Below are 16,417 nucleotides of genomic sequence, written 5' to 3'. Positions count from 1 at the left end.
GGGTGATAAAGCTGGGAAATCTGGTAGCCCTGCGGCAGATCGGCGTAGAAATAATTCTTGCGGTCGAAGCGCGAATATTTGTTGATCTGGGCGTTGATCGCGAGACCGGTGCGCACCGCCTGACGGACGCATTCGGCGTTTAGCGTTGGCAACATGCCGGGCATGGCCGCGTCGACCAGACTGACCTGTGTATTGGGTTCCGCGCCAAATTCGGTGGAAGCGCCGGAGAAGAGCTTCGATTCGGAGGTGATCTGGGCGTGAACCTCGAGGCCGATCACGACCTCCCATTCGCCGGTTCCGCCCTGGATACGATATGTTGATTCAGTCATTTCTACCACCACTGCTCAGGCTTGGCGACGAAGCCAGCCCGTTCTTCGATTGCCAAACCAGCGTTAAACACGCTCTGTTCGTCCAGTGCCTTGCCAATGATCTGCAATCCCAAAGGAAGCCCCTTGCCGTCTATGCCAGCAGGCACCGACATTGCGGGCAGACCGGCCAGCGAACTGGGCACGGTGAACACGTCGTTCAGATACATGGCCAGCGGATCACTGTTTTTCTCGCCCAGGCCGAAGGCGGCGCTTGGCGCGGTCGGGGTCAGCAGCAGGTCGCAGCTGTTCCAGGCCTTTGCGAAATCCTGAGAGATCAGGGTCCGGACTTTCTGTGCCTGGGTGTAATAAGCGTCATAATAGCCAGCAGAGAGCACATAGGTACCGATCATGATCCGGCGCTTCACTTCCGGTCCGAAACCGGCTTCGCGGGTCGCTGCATACATGTCCTGTAACCCTGCCCCGTCCGGCAGATCCCGCAGACCGTAACGCACGCCATCATAGCGCGAGAGATTGGACGATGCTTCGGCCGGTGCGATGATATAGTAAGCCGGCAACGCATATTTGGTGTGCGGCAGCGAGACATCGACGATGGTTGCGCCGGCATCTTTCAGCATTTCAATGCCTTTTTGCCACAACGCATCAATGTCGGCCGGCATATTCTCGACCCGATATTCCTTGGGAATACCGATCTTCTTCCCCGCGAGATTGCTGCTGAGCGCCGCCTCCCAGTCCGGGACGGGCAGATCGAGGGACGTCGAATCCTTGGCATCGAAACCGGCCATCGATCCAAGCATGATCGCGCAATCGCGAACATCATGGGCCATCGGTCCGGCCTGATCGAGCGAACTGGCAAAGGCAATCGTGCCCCAGCGCGAGCAACGTCCATAGGTCGGCTTGAAACCGGTGATGCCGGTAAAGGCCGCTGGCTGGCGAATCGATCCGCCGGTATCGGTGCCGGTTGCTGCCGGAGCGATACGGCCCGACACCACTACTGCGCTGCCGCCCGACGAACCGCCGGGAGTCAGATCATTATTGCCGCCGTCGTTGCGCCGCCAGGGCGAGATGACATTGCCGAAGGCGCTGGTCTCGTTGGACGACCCCATGGCAAACTGGTCCATGTTGAGCTTGCCGAGCATTCCGGCACCGGCCTTGAACAGATTGGCCGAAACGGTCGATTCATATTGCGGAACGAAGCCCTTCAGGATGCCGCTGGCCGCAGTGGTCTCAACACCTTGCGTACAGAACAGATCCTTCATGCCGATCGGTACGCCTGCCATCTTGCCGAGGGTTTCACCCGCCGCCTTCGCCTTGTCGGTTGCTTCTGCCGCTGCCAGAGCATGTTCCGGCGTCTCGACCAGAAATGCGTTTAGCGGCTTGGCTGCACTGACCCGCGCGATGAAAGTCTCTGCTACTTCCTTTGCGGTGAAATCGCCATCCGCAATTCCGCTGCGGATGCCCGCAATGCCCAGTTCAAAAATTGCGGTCATAGCACTGGCTCCGTTCGTGCTGAGCTTGTCGAAGCATTGGTTCGCGCCACTTCACCCTTCGACAGGCTCAGGGCGAACGGGGTTTCTTTCCGAAACATCATTATTCAATCACCTTGGGAACTGCAAAAAAGCCATGTTCGGCCACGGGCGCGTTGGCCAAAATCTTGTCGCGAATCTCGCCGTCGGTAACGACATCCTCGCGCAGCCGCAATTTGTTCGGGATCACCGCCGTCATCGGTTCGACCTTCGAACAATCCACTTCGCCCAGTTGCTCGACCCAACCCAATATCTGGTTGATCTCGGGCACGAAGGCATCCGCTTCGGTTTCGGTAATCGCGATCCTCGAGAGGCTGGCGATCTTTTTGACGGTTTCCTTATCGATTGACATGACTCATTCTTTTTCAGTTCATCTTTTTTCGGGTAATACGGATAAATATTGTGTACCGAGCGCCGCTAGCACTGGCGCGGAGCGGCTTCAAGCGGATTGAGGTCGCAGCATATTGGTTGGAGTATCTTTTGGCTCGAAAATTTCTCTATTTTATTGCAGGCATGGTCGTCCTCCTGCTCGCTGGCGCGTTTGTTTTTCAAGTCTACGGCGACGAGCTGATGGAAGTGGCCTTCGTGCCCGACGCCGAATTCACCGCCCAGGAAGTGCTGGAAACCAATGTCTATGCCGATAGCGACATGTGGCTGGCGCGGCCGGAACTGGTCAAGGGCAACCCTGCCCTCTGGCTTCCGGAAGGATATGAGGATTCGGAAGAAGCCTTGCCCGAGGACAAGAAAGCTGCGGTTTTTTTCATTCATCCTACCTCCTTTCTAAAGAAAGATCGCTGGAACGCGCCGCTGGATGACGACGCATCGCAAGCCCGCGCGCGCATTTTCCTCCGCGGTCAGGCCAGCGCGTTCAACGCCATCGGCAGTGTCTGGGCACCGCGCTATCGCCAGGCGACTCTCGGTGCATTCCTGACCGACAAGCCTGAAGGCCAGCAAGCGCTGGATGCCGCCTATCAGGATGTGCTTGCGGCCTTTGACTATTTTGTTGCCGAAATCCCCAGCGATCAGCCGATTATCTTGGCGGGACACAGTCAGGGTAGCCTGCATCTCACCAATTTGCTCAAGGACCGGGTCGCGGGGACGCCGCTCGCAAACCGGATTGTCGCCGCTTATGTCGTCGGCTGGCCGGTCTCGGTCGATGCGGATATCCCTGAAATGGGGCTGGCAGCTTGCGAAACGCCCGACCAGACCGGTTGTATCCTGGCTTGGCAGAGCTTCGCAGAACCCGCCGATTATGAGCGGATTATCCAAGTCTATGACACCACGATTGGTTTTAATGGGGAACCTCGCAAGGGCACCGCATTGCTGTGCAGCAACCCGATCAACGGCGACCTCAAATCCTCTGCGCCGGCTACGACCAATCTCGGGACTCTGGTTCCCAATGATGATCTGAGCGAGGCCAGCCTGGTCGCAGGATCGGTACCGGCAAGATGTGATAACCGGGGCTTTCTCCTGATCGGTGACCCACCCGACATCGGCCCCTATGCATTGCCCGGCAATAATTACCACGTCTATGATTACAGTCTGTTCTGGGCCAATATACGCGCCGATGCACGCCGGAGGATGATGGCATTTCTGGCACGCTAATCTCTGATAATGTCGCGGCGTTCAATGCGGCACTGCCCGATTGCGGCAGGCTGCTCGGTCTCGATATCGGCACCAAGACCGTCGGGATGGCCTTGTGCGATTCGCACTGGACCTTCGCCACGGCAGCCGAAACGATCGAACGCCGTAAATTCTCCAAGGATCTGGAACGGATCAAAACGGTGATTGCCGAGCAGAATATCGTTGGGCTTGTCGCCGGCCTGCCGCTCAATCTCGATGGCAGCCAGAGCCCACAGACTCAGGCCGCACGAGCCTTTGCGCAAAATCTCAAACCGCTCGGCCTGCCGATTTTGCTTTGGGACGAACGGTGGAGCACCCAGGCCGTCACCCGCGACCTGATCGCCTCGGACGTCAGCCGCAAAAAACGGGCCAAGGTCGTCGACAAAATGGCCGCCGCCTATATTTTGCAGGGAGCCATCGACAGGCTTGCCGCGCTGCCATGATGACTCTATAGAACCCGCTTTAATGACATCGAAAAAAACCGCATCATCGCAATCCTTTCCCGCCGGATCGGATGCTTTCCCCCATCGCCATCTATTGGGTATTGCCGGGCTGCATCCCTGGGAGATATTGTTTCTCCTAGAAGAGGCCAAGCAATGGGTCGATCTCAACAAAAAATCCAGCAAACATGCCAACAAGCTGGACGGCCTGACCGTCATCAACGCGTTTTTTGAAAATAGCACCAGAACGCTGCTATCCTTTGAAATTGCCGGAAAACGGATGGGCGCCGATGTCGTCAACATGCACGCGGCGCAATCCAGCATCAAGAAAGGCGAAACGCTGATTGATACGGCGGTTACGCTCAATGCGATGAAGGCGGACGCAATCGTTATCCGTCATGGCAGTTCCGGCGCGGTGCAACTGATTGCCGACAAGGTCGACTGTCCGGTGCTCAACGCCGGGGACGGCAGCCACGAACATCCGACGCAGGCGCTTCTCGACGCTCTGACCATCCAGCGGCGCAAGGGCGAGATCAGCGGACTGACCGTTACCATTTGTGGTGACGTGATGCACAGCCGGGTAGCGCGGTCCAATATCTATTGTCTGACCACGCTTGGTGCAAAAGTCAGGGTTTGCGCTCCACCGTCGCTGCTCCCTGCCGCGCTTGACCGCTTCAATGTCGAGGTCTTCACCAATTTTGATGAAGCGCTGGATGGCAGTGATGTCGTCATGATGCTGAGGTTACAGAACGAGCGCATGAACGGTGATTTCATCCCCAGCCCGCGCGAATATCATTATCTCTATGGTCTCACCCGGGAACGGCTGAATCTCGCCAACAAGGACGCGCTGGTGATGCACCCGGGTCCGATGAACCGCGGCGTGGAAATCGACAGCGACGTTGCCGATGACCTGCCCCGTTCCGCCATAACCGAACAGGTCGAGATGGGGGTTGCGGTGCGGATGGCCTGCCTGGATATTCTTACCCGCAAATCCCGAAGTGTGGAGGGATGGTCATGAAGCAGGTTTTCGCCAATGCACGTCTGATTTTGCCAGACGAGGAACAGCCCAAAGCAGGCCGCCTTGTGGTCGATGGTGACCGGATTGCCATGGCTGACGACAGCTCCGATCACGACCCCGGTGAATCGATAGACTGCAAAGGCCGCCTATTGGCGCCGGGCATCGTCGATCTTGGGGTATTCGCAATCGACAAGCCGGCTTTTCATTATGGCGGGATCACCCGCGCCGCATTGATGCCGGACCAGGCTCCCGTTCTCGATCTGCCGGCAATCATCAAGCATAATGCCGTCGAAGGCAAACCAGACCTCTGGTCGCACCCGATCGCAGCCGCAACCAAGGGGCTGGAAGGCAAACAACTCGCCGAAATAGGCTTGATGAAGCGATCAGGGGCCAAAGCGGTTGCCACCGGTCGACAATGGATCGCTGATAGCGGACTAATGCTCAAGCTGATGCAATATTGCCGGTCACTGGACCTGCCCCTGATTGTCCATAGCGAGGACGCGGGCCTGACCGCTGGTGCCGTTGCGACCAATGGAGAAACCGCAACCCGGCTGGGTCTGTCCAGCGCCACAGCAGCCGCAGAAGCCGTTTCCATCGCCCGGGATATCGCGCTGGTCAGGGAGACCGGAGCCCATGTGCATTTTCGTCAGGTTACCACCAAAGACGGGCTGGACCTGATCTGCGCCGCCAAAGCCGATAATCTCCCGGTAACCTGCGGAATCACGCCCGCGCATCTGCTTTTGTCTGATATCGCGATCAATGATTTTCGCACATTTACCCGGCTCTCTCCGCCATTGCGCAGCGAAGAGGACCGTCTCGCCTGCATCACGGCAATAAAAGATGGCACGATTGATGTGATTGCATCGGGCCACGATCCCCGCGGCGCCGAGGACAAAAGATTGCCCTACGCAGAAGCCGCGCCGGGCATGGCCGGTGCGGAGACGCTGCTCGCACTTTCGCTGACGCTGGTTCGCGATGGCACAATTTCCATTGGCCGTCTGTTCGAGCTTTTATCCACCAATCCGGCAAAAATTCTCGACGTCGATGCCGGCTTGCTGTGCCCGGCGTATCAAGCCGATTTCATTCTGGTTGACGAAGACAGTCCGTGGCAGGTGGACACCCGAAAAATGGCTGCGGCCGCCGGCAATACGCCTTTTGACGGACTCCCGGTTCAGGGCCGGGTAACCGCAATATATAAAGGCGGCAGGGCTTATTAGCACCGCCGCCTTGATGCGATTTTCAATCGACTAGCGCGAGGCGAGTTTTTTTGGTGCCTTGCTGGCCATCCGTACCGGAGCAGCTTTGACAGCACTTGGCGCATGCCGTACGATGCAGTTGCTGCCCTTGGCCTTGATACCTGCACACATCGCTTCGGCGGTTTGTTCGTTGCCAAAACCAATTGCCGCGAGGCGATAAAGGGTCTTGCCCTTCACATTGATCCGCGAGCTTGCATATTGAAACGATTTCAGATCGCTATTCTTGCTCGAAAGGATACCCCATGCGCGTTTGGCGCTTTCGGGCGAGGAAAAAGCCCCCAATTGCACCATATGGGTTCCCGATATGGAAGCGGCAGGCTTTGCAGCCGGCTGGTATGAGACTCTCTGAATTGCCGGCTTAGCGGCAGGAACCTGTTCTGCAGCGGCGGACTTGACCGAATCTGTCATGTTGCTTTTGACAGCAAATTTCGGCTGCGGTGCTACACGAGCCGGTTTTGTTTCGGCCTTGATTACCGGTGTGGTGGTGGACGATTTCGCCGCAACTTTGCTTGCAGGAAGTTCAACATTGGCCACTTTCACATTATTTTCTGCAGCCAGTAAATCAATATCATCCGCAGCCGCCGGGGCTGGTCCGACCGCAGGAAGCGGCTTATTTCGGTCAAAGCTGGCGACTTCACGTTCATAGTCCTGCTCGGAAGACACAGCCACATTCACCGGAACCTGGGCTGGCGAAAGCGCCAGTCGAACCGGTTGACCGGGATCATTGGATACGGGCGTTACGTTCAGCACCGTAGCAACGCGCGTCTGATAGGCACCAGGGCGAGCCATTTGGGCCCATTGCATGACACGGTCATTGACCGATGCCGGAGCGACATCCTGTACAGCCATCAACTTCGCTTCTTTCCAGCGCCCATCCAAAGCATAAGCCAGGCCAAGGTTCTGACGGGTGCGACCGGTAACATTATCTTCGCGAATAGCCTGTTCCAGAACCTCGACCGCAGTCTTGCTGTCGCCAGCAAGCGCCAGAGCAAGACCGTAATCAGCGGCCGGAATATACTGACGATTGTTGACCACCAAGGTCTTCGCCTGATCCGCTTTGCCTTGACCCAGTTGAGCCAGACTCAGACTGAGGATCGTTCGAGCGTCGGATTTGCCAAGTTCCATGGCATCCAAAAAGCTGCGTTCCGCAGAAGCCATGCGCCCAGCGGCCAAATAAGCCTGACCCAGAAGCGCCCGGGTTTCAGGATCGCTGCCAACACCCGCAACCGAACGCTCGGCATAGGTAATCGCCGCGTCGATATTGCCCTTCGCCAGCGCCTTTTTAGCCTTTTTGGCATATTTGGCGCCATCTTTAACCGTTGCCGGTTTATTCGATACGGAGGCAACAGAGCCGCCGCCAAAAGGACCGCAACCGGTCAACACGGTGGCGAACACCATGGAGGAAGCAGCCATTTTCAAAATCACATCGCGTTTCATTTCTATGCCCTCGCAATAATAGTCAGTCGTTTTCGTTCAAAACTTACTTCAAGCCCTGTTTAAGCAGCCCCGCGCGATGGAATGCGCTCGGCCAGTTCATCCAATTCGGGGATAGACCTCAAATATTCATCCACAGCTTTGGTTACCAATTGCTGCGCCGAGGTGTTTTTTACCGCCGTTGCCAACCGCAATTTCAAATGCCGGTCCGGGTCCATCCGCAAGGTGAATGCTGTTGTTGCCTTACGGGTCCGGGATTTCTTGGCCGGACGCGATTTCTTGGTCACACGCTTTTGCTTGCTGGCCGCTTCCAATATTGCTGAATTCTCAGCCAGTGGCTCAACTTCGCGGGAAATCGATACAGGCACAGGCGCCGCAGCAGGCTTTTTGTCGGTCGCCTGCGTCTTCGTTTCGGCGACCGGCTTCTTGCCTAATTTGGCTGCAATTTCTTCCTGCTGATGTCTGACGACAGAGCCGGGATTCGGGATTGCACCTGCCAACGGATTATGGTGAATATGTTCAACCGGATGTGCGTCATGATCCGGGTCAACATCATATCCCATATCATTCCATCCCAGATCTTCATGTTCATCACTATCGTGATTTTGTGAATGATCGGGAAAATGGGTAAAGCCCTGACGGCGCATCGCCGGCTTTGCCCCACCTTTTCGGGCCAACAAACTGGACGAAAGAGAAGCCTGTGGTTTTGGTTCGCTCATTTTTTTTGCCTCTGCCATCACGATCCAACAACCCGGCGGCCAAAATTACCGCCTGGGCGCTGAATACCTGGATTGACATTTTGCGCCATCGCGGGCGCACTGAAGATTGTCCGGCGAAAATTCTTTTCAAGACGATCAGAAATATAGGACCAAAGATGGACGACTTCCTGTGCGGACCGCCCTTTTGGATCAACTTCCATCACCGTGCGGCCGTCAATCATGGAACCGGCAAAATCAGTGCGATGGTGGATGGTAACCGGTGCCACGGTGCCGTGCTGTGACAGTGCCACCGCGGCTTCCGAGGTAATCTTGGCTTTCGGAGTCGCGCCGTTCACGACAAAAAGCAGAGGCTTTCCTGCTCGTTCGCAGAGGTCGACAGTCGCCCCAACAGCCCTGAGATCATGAGGACTTGGGCGGGTCGGGATTACGATAAGTTCGGCGACCGAGATCACGCTCTGGATCGCCATGGTGATTGCCGGCGGGGTGTCGATGACAGCCAGCTTGAAGCCCTGTTGGCGCAAGATCGCAAGATCGGAAGCAAGCCGCGAAACGGTGGTTTGCGCGAATGCCGGCAAATCTGCCTCCCGCTCGTTCCACCAGTCAGCGAGTGAACCCTGCGGATCGATATCGATCAACACAACGGGGCCAGCCCCGGCCAATTGCGCCTGTACAGCCAGATGGCCCGACAATGTTGTCTTGCCAGAGCCGCCTTTTTGCGATGCCATCGCTAGAACTCGCACGCTCTTCCCCTTATCCATCACGGGCAAAAAATTGCCCTAAAATTTCTATTCAGGTGCTTTTGTGACAGAGCAGGGCTAAAATAGGGTTAACAAAATCACGACGAGTTCCGGATTTGTAATAAACTTTTGCATCACCGGCTCGGAAAATCGCTGACCCCTTGCCTCCAGTTTTTGCTAGACTTCAAGAGTTCCGGCGGTTTAGCACTAAGGGAACGGCTAACATCATATTGCAATTGTTATTTGATCACCAAGGAATAGACCATGAAAAAGGCCAATCATCCCATCACTCATTTGCTTGGCATCATGCTTGTTGCGGTTTCGACACCGGCGCTGGCCGATGTGAAAGCTGGCGTCGATGCATGGGGACGCGGTGATTATGCGACTGCGATAAATGAATGGCGCGGCCCCGCTGCGGCCGGGGATGCCGATGCGCAATTCAATCTTGCACAAGCCTATAAACTCGGCCGCGGCGTTCCGCAGGATCTCGGGCAGGCCGAAAAATGGTATAAGACCGCTGCCGATCAAGGCCATTTGCAGGCCAATGACAATTATGGTCTGATCCTGTTTCAGAATAACCGCCGCAAGGAAGCCCTGCCCTATTTGCAGGCCTCCGCCAAGCGCGGAGAGCCGCGGGCTCAATATGTTCTCGGTACTGGCCATTTCAACGGTGATTTTGTAGAAAAGGACTGGATCAAGGCTTATGCCCTCATGACCCGTGCATCGGCCCAGGAACTACCGCAGGCAACTTCCAATCTCGCCCAGATGGATCGTTTCATTCCGGTCGAAGACCGGCGGCGCGCTATCGAACTGGCAGGCCAGATGGAACAGGATGAGAAGCGGGTCCGGGCAGCGCAAACCGGTGGCCTGCGACCGATCCCGTCGACGAGCGCCGTGCAGACCGCACAATTGCCACCCTCTCGCCCCGCCACCTCCACGGCAGTCCCGACGCCCGACCCGATCACTCCCGGCGTAACCTATGCACCCGGCCCGACGACGCCTGCGCCTGCAGCGCCAGTTGCGACTTCGGCTCCGGTTCGTGCGGCGGCGAGCGGTGACTGGCGCGTGCAACTCGGTGCCTTTAGCGATGAAAACAAGGCCAAGACCCTGTGGACCAGGCTGGAGGGAAGTGTTGCTGCCCTGAAAGGAATGCAGCCTTATCTTGTGCGAGCTGGCAATATTACACGGCTACAGGCGGGACCATTTGGTACCCGCGCGCAGGCAGAAGCGACATGCAGCAGCGTAAAAGCCACCGGCAATGACTGTATTTCGAAACGGCGCTAGGGACAGCTATCCGGTGACCCACTGGTCCGACGCCAAACCCTGAATATAGAGCAAAGCGGTCAAATCATTATATCGGATCGCGACATCCGCCGCCTCGGCGGCTTTTGGCTTCGCATGATAGGCAATCCCCAGCCCCGCCCGTTGGAGCATGGGAATATCATTCGCACCATCGCCGACCGCGATGCACTGCTCCAGCGGCAGCGTCGCCGCATCGGCAGCCGACTGGAGCAATTCCACCTTGCGGGACGAGTCGACAATCGGTCCGTCCAGTCCGCCGGTCAGCAGGCCGTCTTCTACTCCCAGAACATTGGCGTAAAATGACTCAAACCCAATGGCTTGCGCGACGGGCTTCGCAAATTTCGTGAACCCGCCCGAAACGAGAATGGTCAGGGCACCGCGCCCGGTCATTGTCCGCACAAGATTCTCCGCGCCCGGCATGATTTTTACCCGTTCGTCCAGACATTGCTGGATCGCCGCCGTATCAAGTCCCCTGAGCAGCGCCACCCTGCCCCGCAGCGCTTCTTCAAAATCCAGTTCGCCCTGCATTGCCCGTTCGGTGATTTCCGCGATTTGCGGCTTTATACCGGCATAATCTGCCAGTTCGTCGATACATTCGATGGTAATCATGGTGCTGTCCATATCGGAAATCAGCAGTTTCTTGAGGCGATTGGCTTCCGGTTGCACCGCAACGTCAATTTCATTCCCTATCAGTTCGAGATGCCGGCGCGCGGCAACAGGATCGCCTTCGAAGAAAATATCGACCACGCGCCCGTCGACGATCTCCGATTGACGGACGATCACGGCGTCGACCGCCTCGAGGCTGGAAACCGCAGATTGAATATCTCTCTCATTCAGAGAATCTTTTGCTATGAGGGTCGCGATGAACATGATTTCTCCAAAACTGTACAAGAACGTCGCGCTGGTCGTCGGACCAACGGCGAGCGGTAAGTCCGCCTTGGCATTGGAGATTGCCAAAAAGCAACCCTCGGTGATCATCAATGCGGATAGCGCCCAGGTTTACTCGGATCTCCAGATTTTGAGTGCACGGCCAAGCACAGCGGAAATGGGCGAAACCGAGCACAAGCTTTTTGGTTATATCGATGGCAGTGAATCCTGCTCCGCTGCACGCTGGGCGCGCGATGCCAGAACGGCAATCGCGGACGCACATGGCAATGACCTCCTGCCGATATTGGTGGGTGGCACCGGTATGTACGTCCGGATCCTGCTTGATGGCATTGCTCCGATTCCCGAAATCGATCCGGGAATTCGTCAATCCATCCGTAAAATGGAAACATTGGAAGCATATCAGGCACTGCAAAAGCTCGACCCGGTCTCTGCGGAACGCCTGAATTCGACAGACACCACCCGTGTTCAACGCGCGCTGGAGGTCATCGAGTCTACCGGCCAACCGCTGGACCACTGGCAGAAGCGCAAGGTTGGCGGCATTGCCGATGACATCCGGTTGCACCCGCTGGTGATGCTGCCCCCGCGCGAATGGCTTTACCAGCGTTGTGACCTGCGGCTGCATCAGATGATTGACGGCGGCGCGAGAGAAGAGGTGGAGGCGCTGCTGGCGCGCAATCTGCCAGCGAACCAACCGGTCATGCGGGCGATCGGGGTCGCCGAGATCGCCGGTTGGCTGACTGGCGACCTCAGCCGGGAAGTGGCTATAGAGCGCGCGCAGACCGTCACGCGGCGATATGCCAAGCGACAATATACCTGGTTCCGCAATCAGAGCCCTCCGTTATGGCCAAGACTTGAAAAGCCATTAAATAATTATTTTGATAGTATATTTGAAATTATATTACATGATTAGTCCTTGACATAACATATTCAAATATGTAGCGACCCCCAAATCAACTAAGCCTTGCCTATTGTGCTGCGGTGCATCATGGCGAGGCCGCAATGCAAAACAGACAGTTAATGGAGCATGATGTGGCCGAACAGAGCGGCGCCGATATATTGGTCGAAACCCTGCTGAACCTGGGTGTGGATACCGTTTTCGGCTATCCGGGTGGTGCCGTTTTGCCAATCTACGATGCGCTTTACGAACATCCGAAAATCAAGCATATTCTGGTCCGTCACGAGCAGGCCGCAACCCATGCTGCGGAAGGCTATGCCCGCTCGACCGGCAAGCCGGGCGTCGTGCTGGTAACATCCGGCCCGGGTGCGACCAACGCCGTTACCGGTATTACTGATGCCCTGATGGACAGCATCCCGATGGTCGTCATCACCGGTCAGGTCGCAACCAATCTGATCGGCACGGATGCCTTTCAGGAGGCCGATACGGTCGGTATCACGCGCCATTGTACCAAACATAATTATCTGGTGAAAAAGCCTTCCGATCTGGCACAGGTTGTACAGGAAGCCTTTCATATCGCCACCCAGGGCCGGCCGGGTCCGGTGGTCATCGATATTCCCAAGAATGTCCAGGTTGCTGCAGCAGAATATAGCAGCAATGCGACCAGGACCAACACCCGCTATCAGCCCCAGACCGAGGGTGACTTTAAGGCAATCAACGCCGCCGCCGAAATGATCATGAACGCGAAAGCGCCGATCCTCTATACGGGTGGCGGGATCATCAACAGTGGTCCGAAAGCTAGCGAGACCCTGCGGGAGCTGGCCGAATTGCTGGGATGCCCGGTAACCACGACGCTGATGGGCCTGGGTGCATTTCCGGCTTCGTCCGACAAATGGCTCGGCATGCTAGGCATGCACGGCACTTTTGAAGCCAATATGGCGATGAACAAGGCCGACCTCGTGGTCTGCCTGGGGGCCCGTTTTGACGATCGGATAACCGGTCGGATCGACGCATTTTCTCCAAACAGCAAGAAAATCCACGTCGATATTGACCGGTCGTCGATCAACAAGACCATCCGCGTTGATCTGCCGATTGTGGGCGATGTCGGTCGGGTCATGGAGCAGTTGCTCGCGGTCATGAAAGGCCGCCGTTTTGTAGCGCCGGGCTATGACGAATGGTGGTCACGGATTAAGGGATGGCGGGCAACCAACTGCCTGGAATATCCCGAAGGCAAAAAGGAAATCATGCCACAGGAGGCCATCCGCAGCTTGTGGCGCGCCACCCATGAACGCGAACCGATCATCACCACCGAGGTCGGACAGCACCAGATGTGGGCCGCCCAGCATTTCGATTTCGAAAGCCCGAATAAATGGCTGACCAGTGGCGGTCTCGGCACCATGGGCTATGGCCTGCCTGCCGCGATCGGTGCACAACTGGGTAATCCGGACGCGCTGGTGATCGATATCGCAGGTGAAGCCTCGATCCAGATGAATATTCAGGAACTTGGCACCGCCAGCCAATATCGCCTGCCGGTGAAGATATTCATCCTCAACAACGAATATATGGGAATGGTTCGCCAGTGGCAGGAATTGACCTACGAAAGCCGTTATTCAAATAGTTATAGCGATAGTCTGCCTGATTTTGTGAAGCTTGCGGAAAGCTATGACTGGACCGGTATCCGGATCGAGGATGCGGCAGGTCTTGACGCAGGCATACAGAAAATGCTGGAAACCGATGGCCCCGTACTGGTCGATTGCCGGGTCGCAAAACTGGCAAACTGCTTCCCGATGATCCCGTCCGGCGCCGCCCATACGGAGATGCTTCTCACCGAAGCCGATGTAAAGGGTACGATGGACGATCAAGCAAAGGCCCTTGTCTGATGCATATTGACGAAGAAACCGTAGAACGTCACGTTCTCGCCGTTCTGGTTGACAATGAAGCCGGTATATTGGCGCGCATTGCGGGTATGTTTACCGCGCGCGGCTATAATATCGACAGCCTGACCGTTGCCGATATCAGCGAAGATCATGCTGTCAGCCGGATCACCATCGCCACCAATGGCCCGCCCCATGTTATCGAGCAGATCATTGCCCAACTCGAGCGTCTGGTACCCGTGCACAGCGTACGCGATCTGACGGAATCAGGCCCGCATGTCCAACGCGAGCTTGCGCTGGTGAAAGTTGCAGGCAAGGGCGAGCATCGCATAGAAGCCATGCGACTAGCAGAAATTTACCGCGCCCGGGTAGTCGATGCGACGACCGAAAGCTTTATATTCGAAATCACCGGCGCGCCGGAAAAGATCGAAACATTCGTCGGCCTGATGCGCGAGGTTGGTCTGGTCGAAGTTGGCCGCACCGGTGTCGTCGCCATTGGCCGTGGCCCCGAGCCGGCATGAACAATATTCTGTGCATATAGACCGGCCCAATCCGGCGGCTGTACGCGCTCTAACCCTATTCGCAATCATTTGATTATAAGGAAGAAAAATGAAAGTTTACTATGACGCCGACGCTGACCTCGGCCTGATCACCGGAAAGAAAATCGCGATTGTCGGTTACGGCAGCCAGGGCCACGCCCATGCCCAGAACCTCCGCGACAGCGGCGTCAAGGACGTAGCCATCGCTCTGCGTGCCGGTTCAGCCACCGCGAAGAAGGCCGAAGGCGCCGGTTTCAAGGTTATGACCAATGCAGAAGCGGCCAAATGGGCCGATATCGTCATGGTCCTCGCGCCGGACGAGCATCAGGCTGCGATTTATGCCGATGACCTGCACGCGAACATGAAAGAGGGCGCCGCCCTTGCCTTCGCTCACGGTCTCAACGTCCATTTCGGCCTGATCGAGCCACGCGAAGATCTTGACGTGATCATGATTGCCCCCAAAGGCCCCGGCCACACGGTGCGCAGCGAATATCAGCGCGGCGGCGGTGTTCCCTGCCTGATCGCGATTGACCGCGATGTGTCCGGCAATGCCCATGATGTTGCCCTCGCTTATGCATCGGGCGTCGGCGGCGGCCGTTCGGGTATCATCGAAACCAATTTCCGCGAGGAATGCGAAACCGATCTGTTCGGTGAACAAGCGGTGCTGTGCGGTGGTATCACCCATCTGATCCAGGCAGGCTTCGAAACCCTGACCGAAGCCGGCTATGCTCCGGAAATGGCCTATTTCGAATGTCTGCATGAAACCAAGTTGATCGTCGACCTGCTCTATGAAGGCGGGATTGCGAATATGCGTTATTCAATCTCCAACACCGCAGAATATGGCGATATCACCAGTGGTCCTCGGGTCATCACTTCGGAAACCAAGGCGGAGATGAAGCGGATATTGGCGGACATCCAGTCAGGCCGTTTCGTGAAAAATTTCGTGCTCGACAACCGCGCCGGACAGCCGGAACTGAAAGCGGCACGCAAGCAGGCTGCCGCGCATCCGATCGAGGAAACCGGTGCTCAGCTCCGCGCCATGATGCCATGGATCGGCGCCAACAAGCTGGTTGATAAAGAAAAGAACTAAAAGGCAGCGGGACCGGGTGACTGAATGTCAGGTTGCCCGGTCACGAGCCGCAGCGAAGCTCAACAATTCTTCTGCAACGTCACGGTCACAGCCTTTTACCAGTTCCCTCACCGCACTGGTCAGGCTGGCACTATGATCAACCGTTTTTGACGCCATGCTCCATCCGGGGAACTGTCTCCGGACAATCAGACCGCTCTTCAGCCGGAAAATCGCATGATGACGGGGATCCATGGATATTCGTGCAAATGTTTGCTCGACCCGGCCTTGATCCCCTTCAAGATACTGCAAAAAACGCTTTTGATCCTGGATCAATATGCCGGTGATTCCGTTTCGATCATTGTTTTTTGTCGCCGCGGCCAGGATTCCCGTTAGCTCTTCACCCGATAGCGGGCGCCGGGGCGTGCTCATATAAACGAGTCGATACATTCCACAGTCCCTTCCGTGGCCTCGAACAGATTTTGATCCTATATCTACCGTACAGGATTACAACATATCGTAAAAAATTCGATTTCCTACGACAATAATCCGCATCGTCTCGTTACCATCTGCCGCTATTGCCTGTCGATCCGCGCGAGCCGCGTGAAGGCTCGCCGATGATCCCGGGGCCCCACCCGGGTGTCGCTCCACCGATAAAAAAATTGTGGCCGCTCAAAAAAAAGTCGTCCGACATAGGTGATTTACCTGTCAGTCCGAATAGATAGGGCTGCATGAAACGGCCAAAAGCTCTTCTGCTACTACGACTTATACGCC

At 56.5% G+C, this 16,417-nt stretch carries 16 protein-coding genes and 1 pseudogene; 9 read left to right on the top strand and 8 right to left on the bottom strand.

Features of this window, described 5'->3' with window-relative positions:
• The 3 genes and pseudogenes from gatB to gatC form a co-directional block, all read right to left on the bottom strand.
• A pseudogene (gene gatB, locus ACN0VD_RS16465) lies at positions 1 to 329 on the bottom strand (Asp-tRNA(Asn)/Glu-tRNA(Gln) amidotransferase GatCAB subunit B); the annotation flags it as partial.
• Between the two features lie 2 nt (positions 330 to 331).
• Positions 332 to 1,816, bottom strand: a complete 1,485-nt coding sequence (gene gatA / locus ACN0VD_RS16460; RefSeq protein WP_417596241.1) for an Asp-tRNA(Asn)/Glu-tRNA(Gln) amidotransferase subunit GatA — start codon at positions 1,814 to 1,816, stop codon at positions 332 to 334.
• A 100-nt stretch (positions 1,817 to 1,916) separates the two neighbouring features.
• Positions 1,917 to 2,204 (bottom strand): Asp-tRNA(Asn)/Glu-tRNA(Gln) amidotransferase subunit GatC, encoded by a 288-nt coding sequence (gene gatC / locus ACN0VD_RS16455; protein ID WP_417596239.1) that lies wholly within the window; start codon positions 2,202 to 2,204, stop codon positions 1,917 to 1,919.
• A 128-nt stretch (positions 2,205 to 2,332) separates the two neighbouring features.
• On the opposite strand from gatC, the gene ACN0VD_RS16450 reads away from it, so the two are divergent.
• The 4 genes from ACN0VD_RS16450 to ACN0VD_RS16435 are packed head-to-tail and all read left to right on the top strand — an operon-like array spanning position 2,333 to position 6,150.
• Positions 2,333 to 3,457, top strand: a complete 1,125-nt coding sequence (locus ACN0VD_RS16450) for a DUF3089 domain-containing protein (RefSeq protein ID WP_417596237.1) — start codon at positions 2,333 to 2,335, stop codon at positions 3,455 to 3,457.
• A complete protein-coding gene (gene ruvX / locus ACN0VD_RS16445; protein ID WP_417596243.1) occupies positions 3,442 to 3,918 on the top strand; it encodes a Holliday junction resolvase RuvX in 477 nt (158 codons plus the stop codon). Before ACN0VD_RS16450 ends, ruvX begins: the two co-directional genes overlap by 16 nt.
• A gap of 22 nt (positions 3,919 to 3,940) precedes the next feature.
• Positions 3,941 to 4,933, top strand: a complete 993-nt coding sequence (locus tag ACN0VD_RS16440) for an aspartate carbamoyltransferase catalytic subunit (RefSeq protein ID WP_417596235.1) — start codon at positions 3,941 to 3,943, stop codon at positions 4,931 to 4,933.
• Entirely contained in the window at positions 4,930 to 6,150 is a 1,221-nt protein-coding gene (locus ACN0VD_RS16435; RefSeq protein ID WP_417596233.1) for a dihydroorotase, read from the top strand. Before ACN0VD_RS16440 ends, ACN0VD_RS16435 begins: the two co-directional genes overlap by 4 nt.
• 30 nt (positions 6,151 to 6,180) lie before the next feature.
• Here the strand turns inward: ACN0VD_RS16435 and ACN0VD_RS16430 are convergent, their stop codons facing one another.
• The 3 genes from ACN0VD_RS16430 to ACN0VD_RS16420 are packed head-to-tail and all read right to left on the bottom strand — an operon-like array spanning position 6,181 to position 9,082.
• A complete protein-coding gene (locus ACN0VD_RS16430) occupies positions 6,181 to 7,626 on the bottom strand; it encodes an SPOR domain-containing protein (protein WP_417596231.1) in 1,446 nt (481 codons plus the stop codon).
• A 59-nt stretch (positions 7,627 to 7,685) separates the two neighbouring features.
• The gene (locus tag ACN0VD_RS16425) at positions 7,686 to 8,342 is read right to left on the bottom strand and encodes a hypothetical protein (RefSeq protein WP_417596229.1); all 657 of its coding nucleotides are present in this window, start codon (positions 8,340 to 8,342) and stop codon (positions 7,686 to 7,688) included.
• A gap of 17 nt (positions 8,343 to 8,359) precedes the next feature.
• Positions 8,360 to 9,082, bottom strand: a complete 723-nt coding sequence (locus ACN0VD_RS16420; protein ID WP_417596227.1) for an AAA family ATPase — start codon at positions 9,080 to 9,082, stop codon at positions 8,360 to 8,362.
• Positions 9,083 to 9,343: 261 nt separating this feature from the next.
• Here ACN0VD_RS16420 and ACN0VD_RS16415 point away from each other — a divergent pair, with 261 nt between their 5' ends.
• Entirely contained in the window at positions 9,344 to 10,363 is a 1,020-nt protein-coding gene (locus tag ACN0VD_RS16415) for an SPOR domain-containing protein (protein WP_417596225.1), read from the top strand.
• A 6-nt stretch (positions 10,364 to 10,369) separates the two neighbouring features.
• Here the strand turns inward: ACN0VD_RS16415 and serB are convergent, their stop codons facing one another.
• Positions 10,370 to 11,251, bottom strand: coding sequence for a phosphoserine phosphatase SerB (gene serB, locus ACN0VD_RS16410; RefSeq protein WP_417596223.1), 882 nt, complete (start codon positions 11,249 to 11,251; stop codon positions 10,370 to 10,372).
• Between serB and miaA the strand changes: the two genes are divergently transcribed.
• The 4 genes from miaA to ilvC all read left to right on the top strand — a co-directional run bounded on the left by miaA (position 11,244) and on the right by ilvC (position 15,667).
• Entirely contained in the window at positions 11,244 to 12,179 is a 936-nt protein-coding gene (gene miaA / locus ACN0VD_RS16405) for a tRNA (adenosine(37)-N6)-dimethylallyltransferase MiaA (RefSeq protein ID WP_417596221.1), read from the top strand. The two genes, serB and miaA, sit on opposite strands and share 8 nt — an antisense overlap.
• 119 nt (positions 12,180 to 12,298) lie before the next feature.
• A complete protein-coding gene (ilvB, locus tag ACN0VD_RS16400) occupies positions 12,299 to 14,044 on the top strand; it encodes a biosynthetic-type acetolactate synthase large subunit (protein WP_417596219.1) in 1,746 nt (581 codons plus the stop codon).
• Entirely contained in the window at positions 14,044 to 14,559 is a 516-nt protein-coding gene (gene ilvN, locus ACN0VD_RS16395; protein WP_417596217.1) for an acetolactate synthase small subunit, read from the top strand. The genes ilvB and ilvN overlap by 1 nt, the downstream gene beginning before the upstream one ends.
• A gap of 88 nt (positions 14,560 to 14,647) precedes the next feature.
• Complete coding sequence (gene ilvC, locus ACN0VD_RS16390; protein ID WP_417596215.1) at positions 14,648 to 15,667, top strand: ketol-acid reductoisomerase; 1,020 nt, start codon at positions 14,648 to 14,650, stop codon at positions 15,665 to 15,667.
• Between the two features lie 27 nt (positions 15,668 to 15,694).
• Here ilvC and ACN0VD_RS16385 read toward each other — a convergent pair whose 3' ends face one another.
• Complete coding sequence (locus ACN0VD_RS16385; protein ID WP_417596213.1) at positions 15,695 to 16,093, bottom strand: BLUF domain-containing protein; 399 nt, start codon at positions 16,091 to 16,093, stop codon at positions 15,695 to 15,697.
• Positions 16,094 to 16,417: the final 324 nt, after the last annotated feature.

Origin of the sequence: Parasphingorhabdus sp. (assembly GCF_048267785.1) — a bacterium.
GTDB lineage: Bacteria > Pseudomonadota > Alphaproteobacteria > Sphingomonadales > Sphingomonadaceae > Parasphingorhabdus.
Note: the sequence above shows the minus strand (reverse complement) of the source record. Positions and strands in the feature narration are given on the sequence as shown.

Coding starts and splice junctions, on each gene's coding strand:
- gatA (WP_417596241.1), bottom strand. CDS start 1,816: ATGACCGCAATTTTTGAACTGGGCATTGCGGGCATCCGCAGCGGAATT.
- gatC (WP_417596239.1), bottom strand. CDS start 2,204: ATGTCAATCGATAAGGAAACCGTCAAAAAGATCGCCAGCCTCTCGAGG.
- ACN0VD_RS16440 (WP_417596235.1), top strand. CDS start 3,941: ATGACATCGAAAAAAACCGCATCATCGCAATCCTTTCCCGCCGGATCG.
- ACN0VD_RS16435 (WP_417596233.1), top strand. CDS start 4,930: ATGAAGCAGGTTTTCGCCAATGCACGTCTGATTTTGCCAGACGAGGAA.
- ACN0VD_RS16430 (WP_417596231.1), bottom strand. CDS start 7,626: ATGAAACGCGATGTGATTTTGAAAATGGCTGCTTCCTCCATGGTGTTC.
- ACN0VD_RS16425 (WP_417596229.1), bottom strand. CDS start 8,342: ATGAGCGAACCAAAACCACAGGCTTCTCTTTCGTCCAGTTTGTTGGCC.
- ACN0VD_RS16415 (WP_417596225.1), top strand. CDS start 9,344: ATGAAAAAGGCCAATCATCCCATCACTCATTTGCTTGGCATCATGCTT.
- miaA (WP_417596221.1), top strand. CDS start 11,244: ATGAACATGATTTCTCCAAAACTGTACAAGAACGTCGCGCTGGTCGTC.
- serB (WP_417596223.1), bottom strand. CDS start 11,251: ATGTTCATCGCGACCCTCATAGCAAAAGATTCTCTGAATGAGAGAGAT.
- ilvN (WP_417596217.1), top strand. CDS start 14,044: ATGCATATTGACGAAGAAACCGTAGAACGTCACGTTCTCGCCGTTCTG.
- ilvC (WP_417596215.1), top strand. CDS start 14,648: ATGAAAGTTTACTATGACGCCGACGCTGACCTCGGCCTGATCACCGGA.
- ACN0VD_RS16385 (WP_417596213.1), bottom strand. CDS start 16,093: ATGTATCGACTCGTTTATATGAGCACGCCCCGGCGCCCGCTATCGGGT.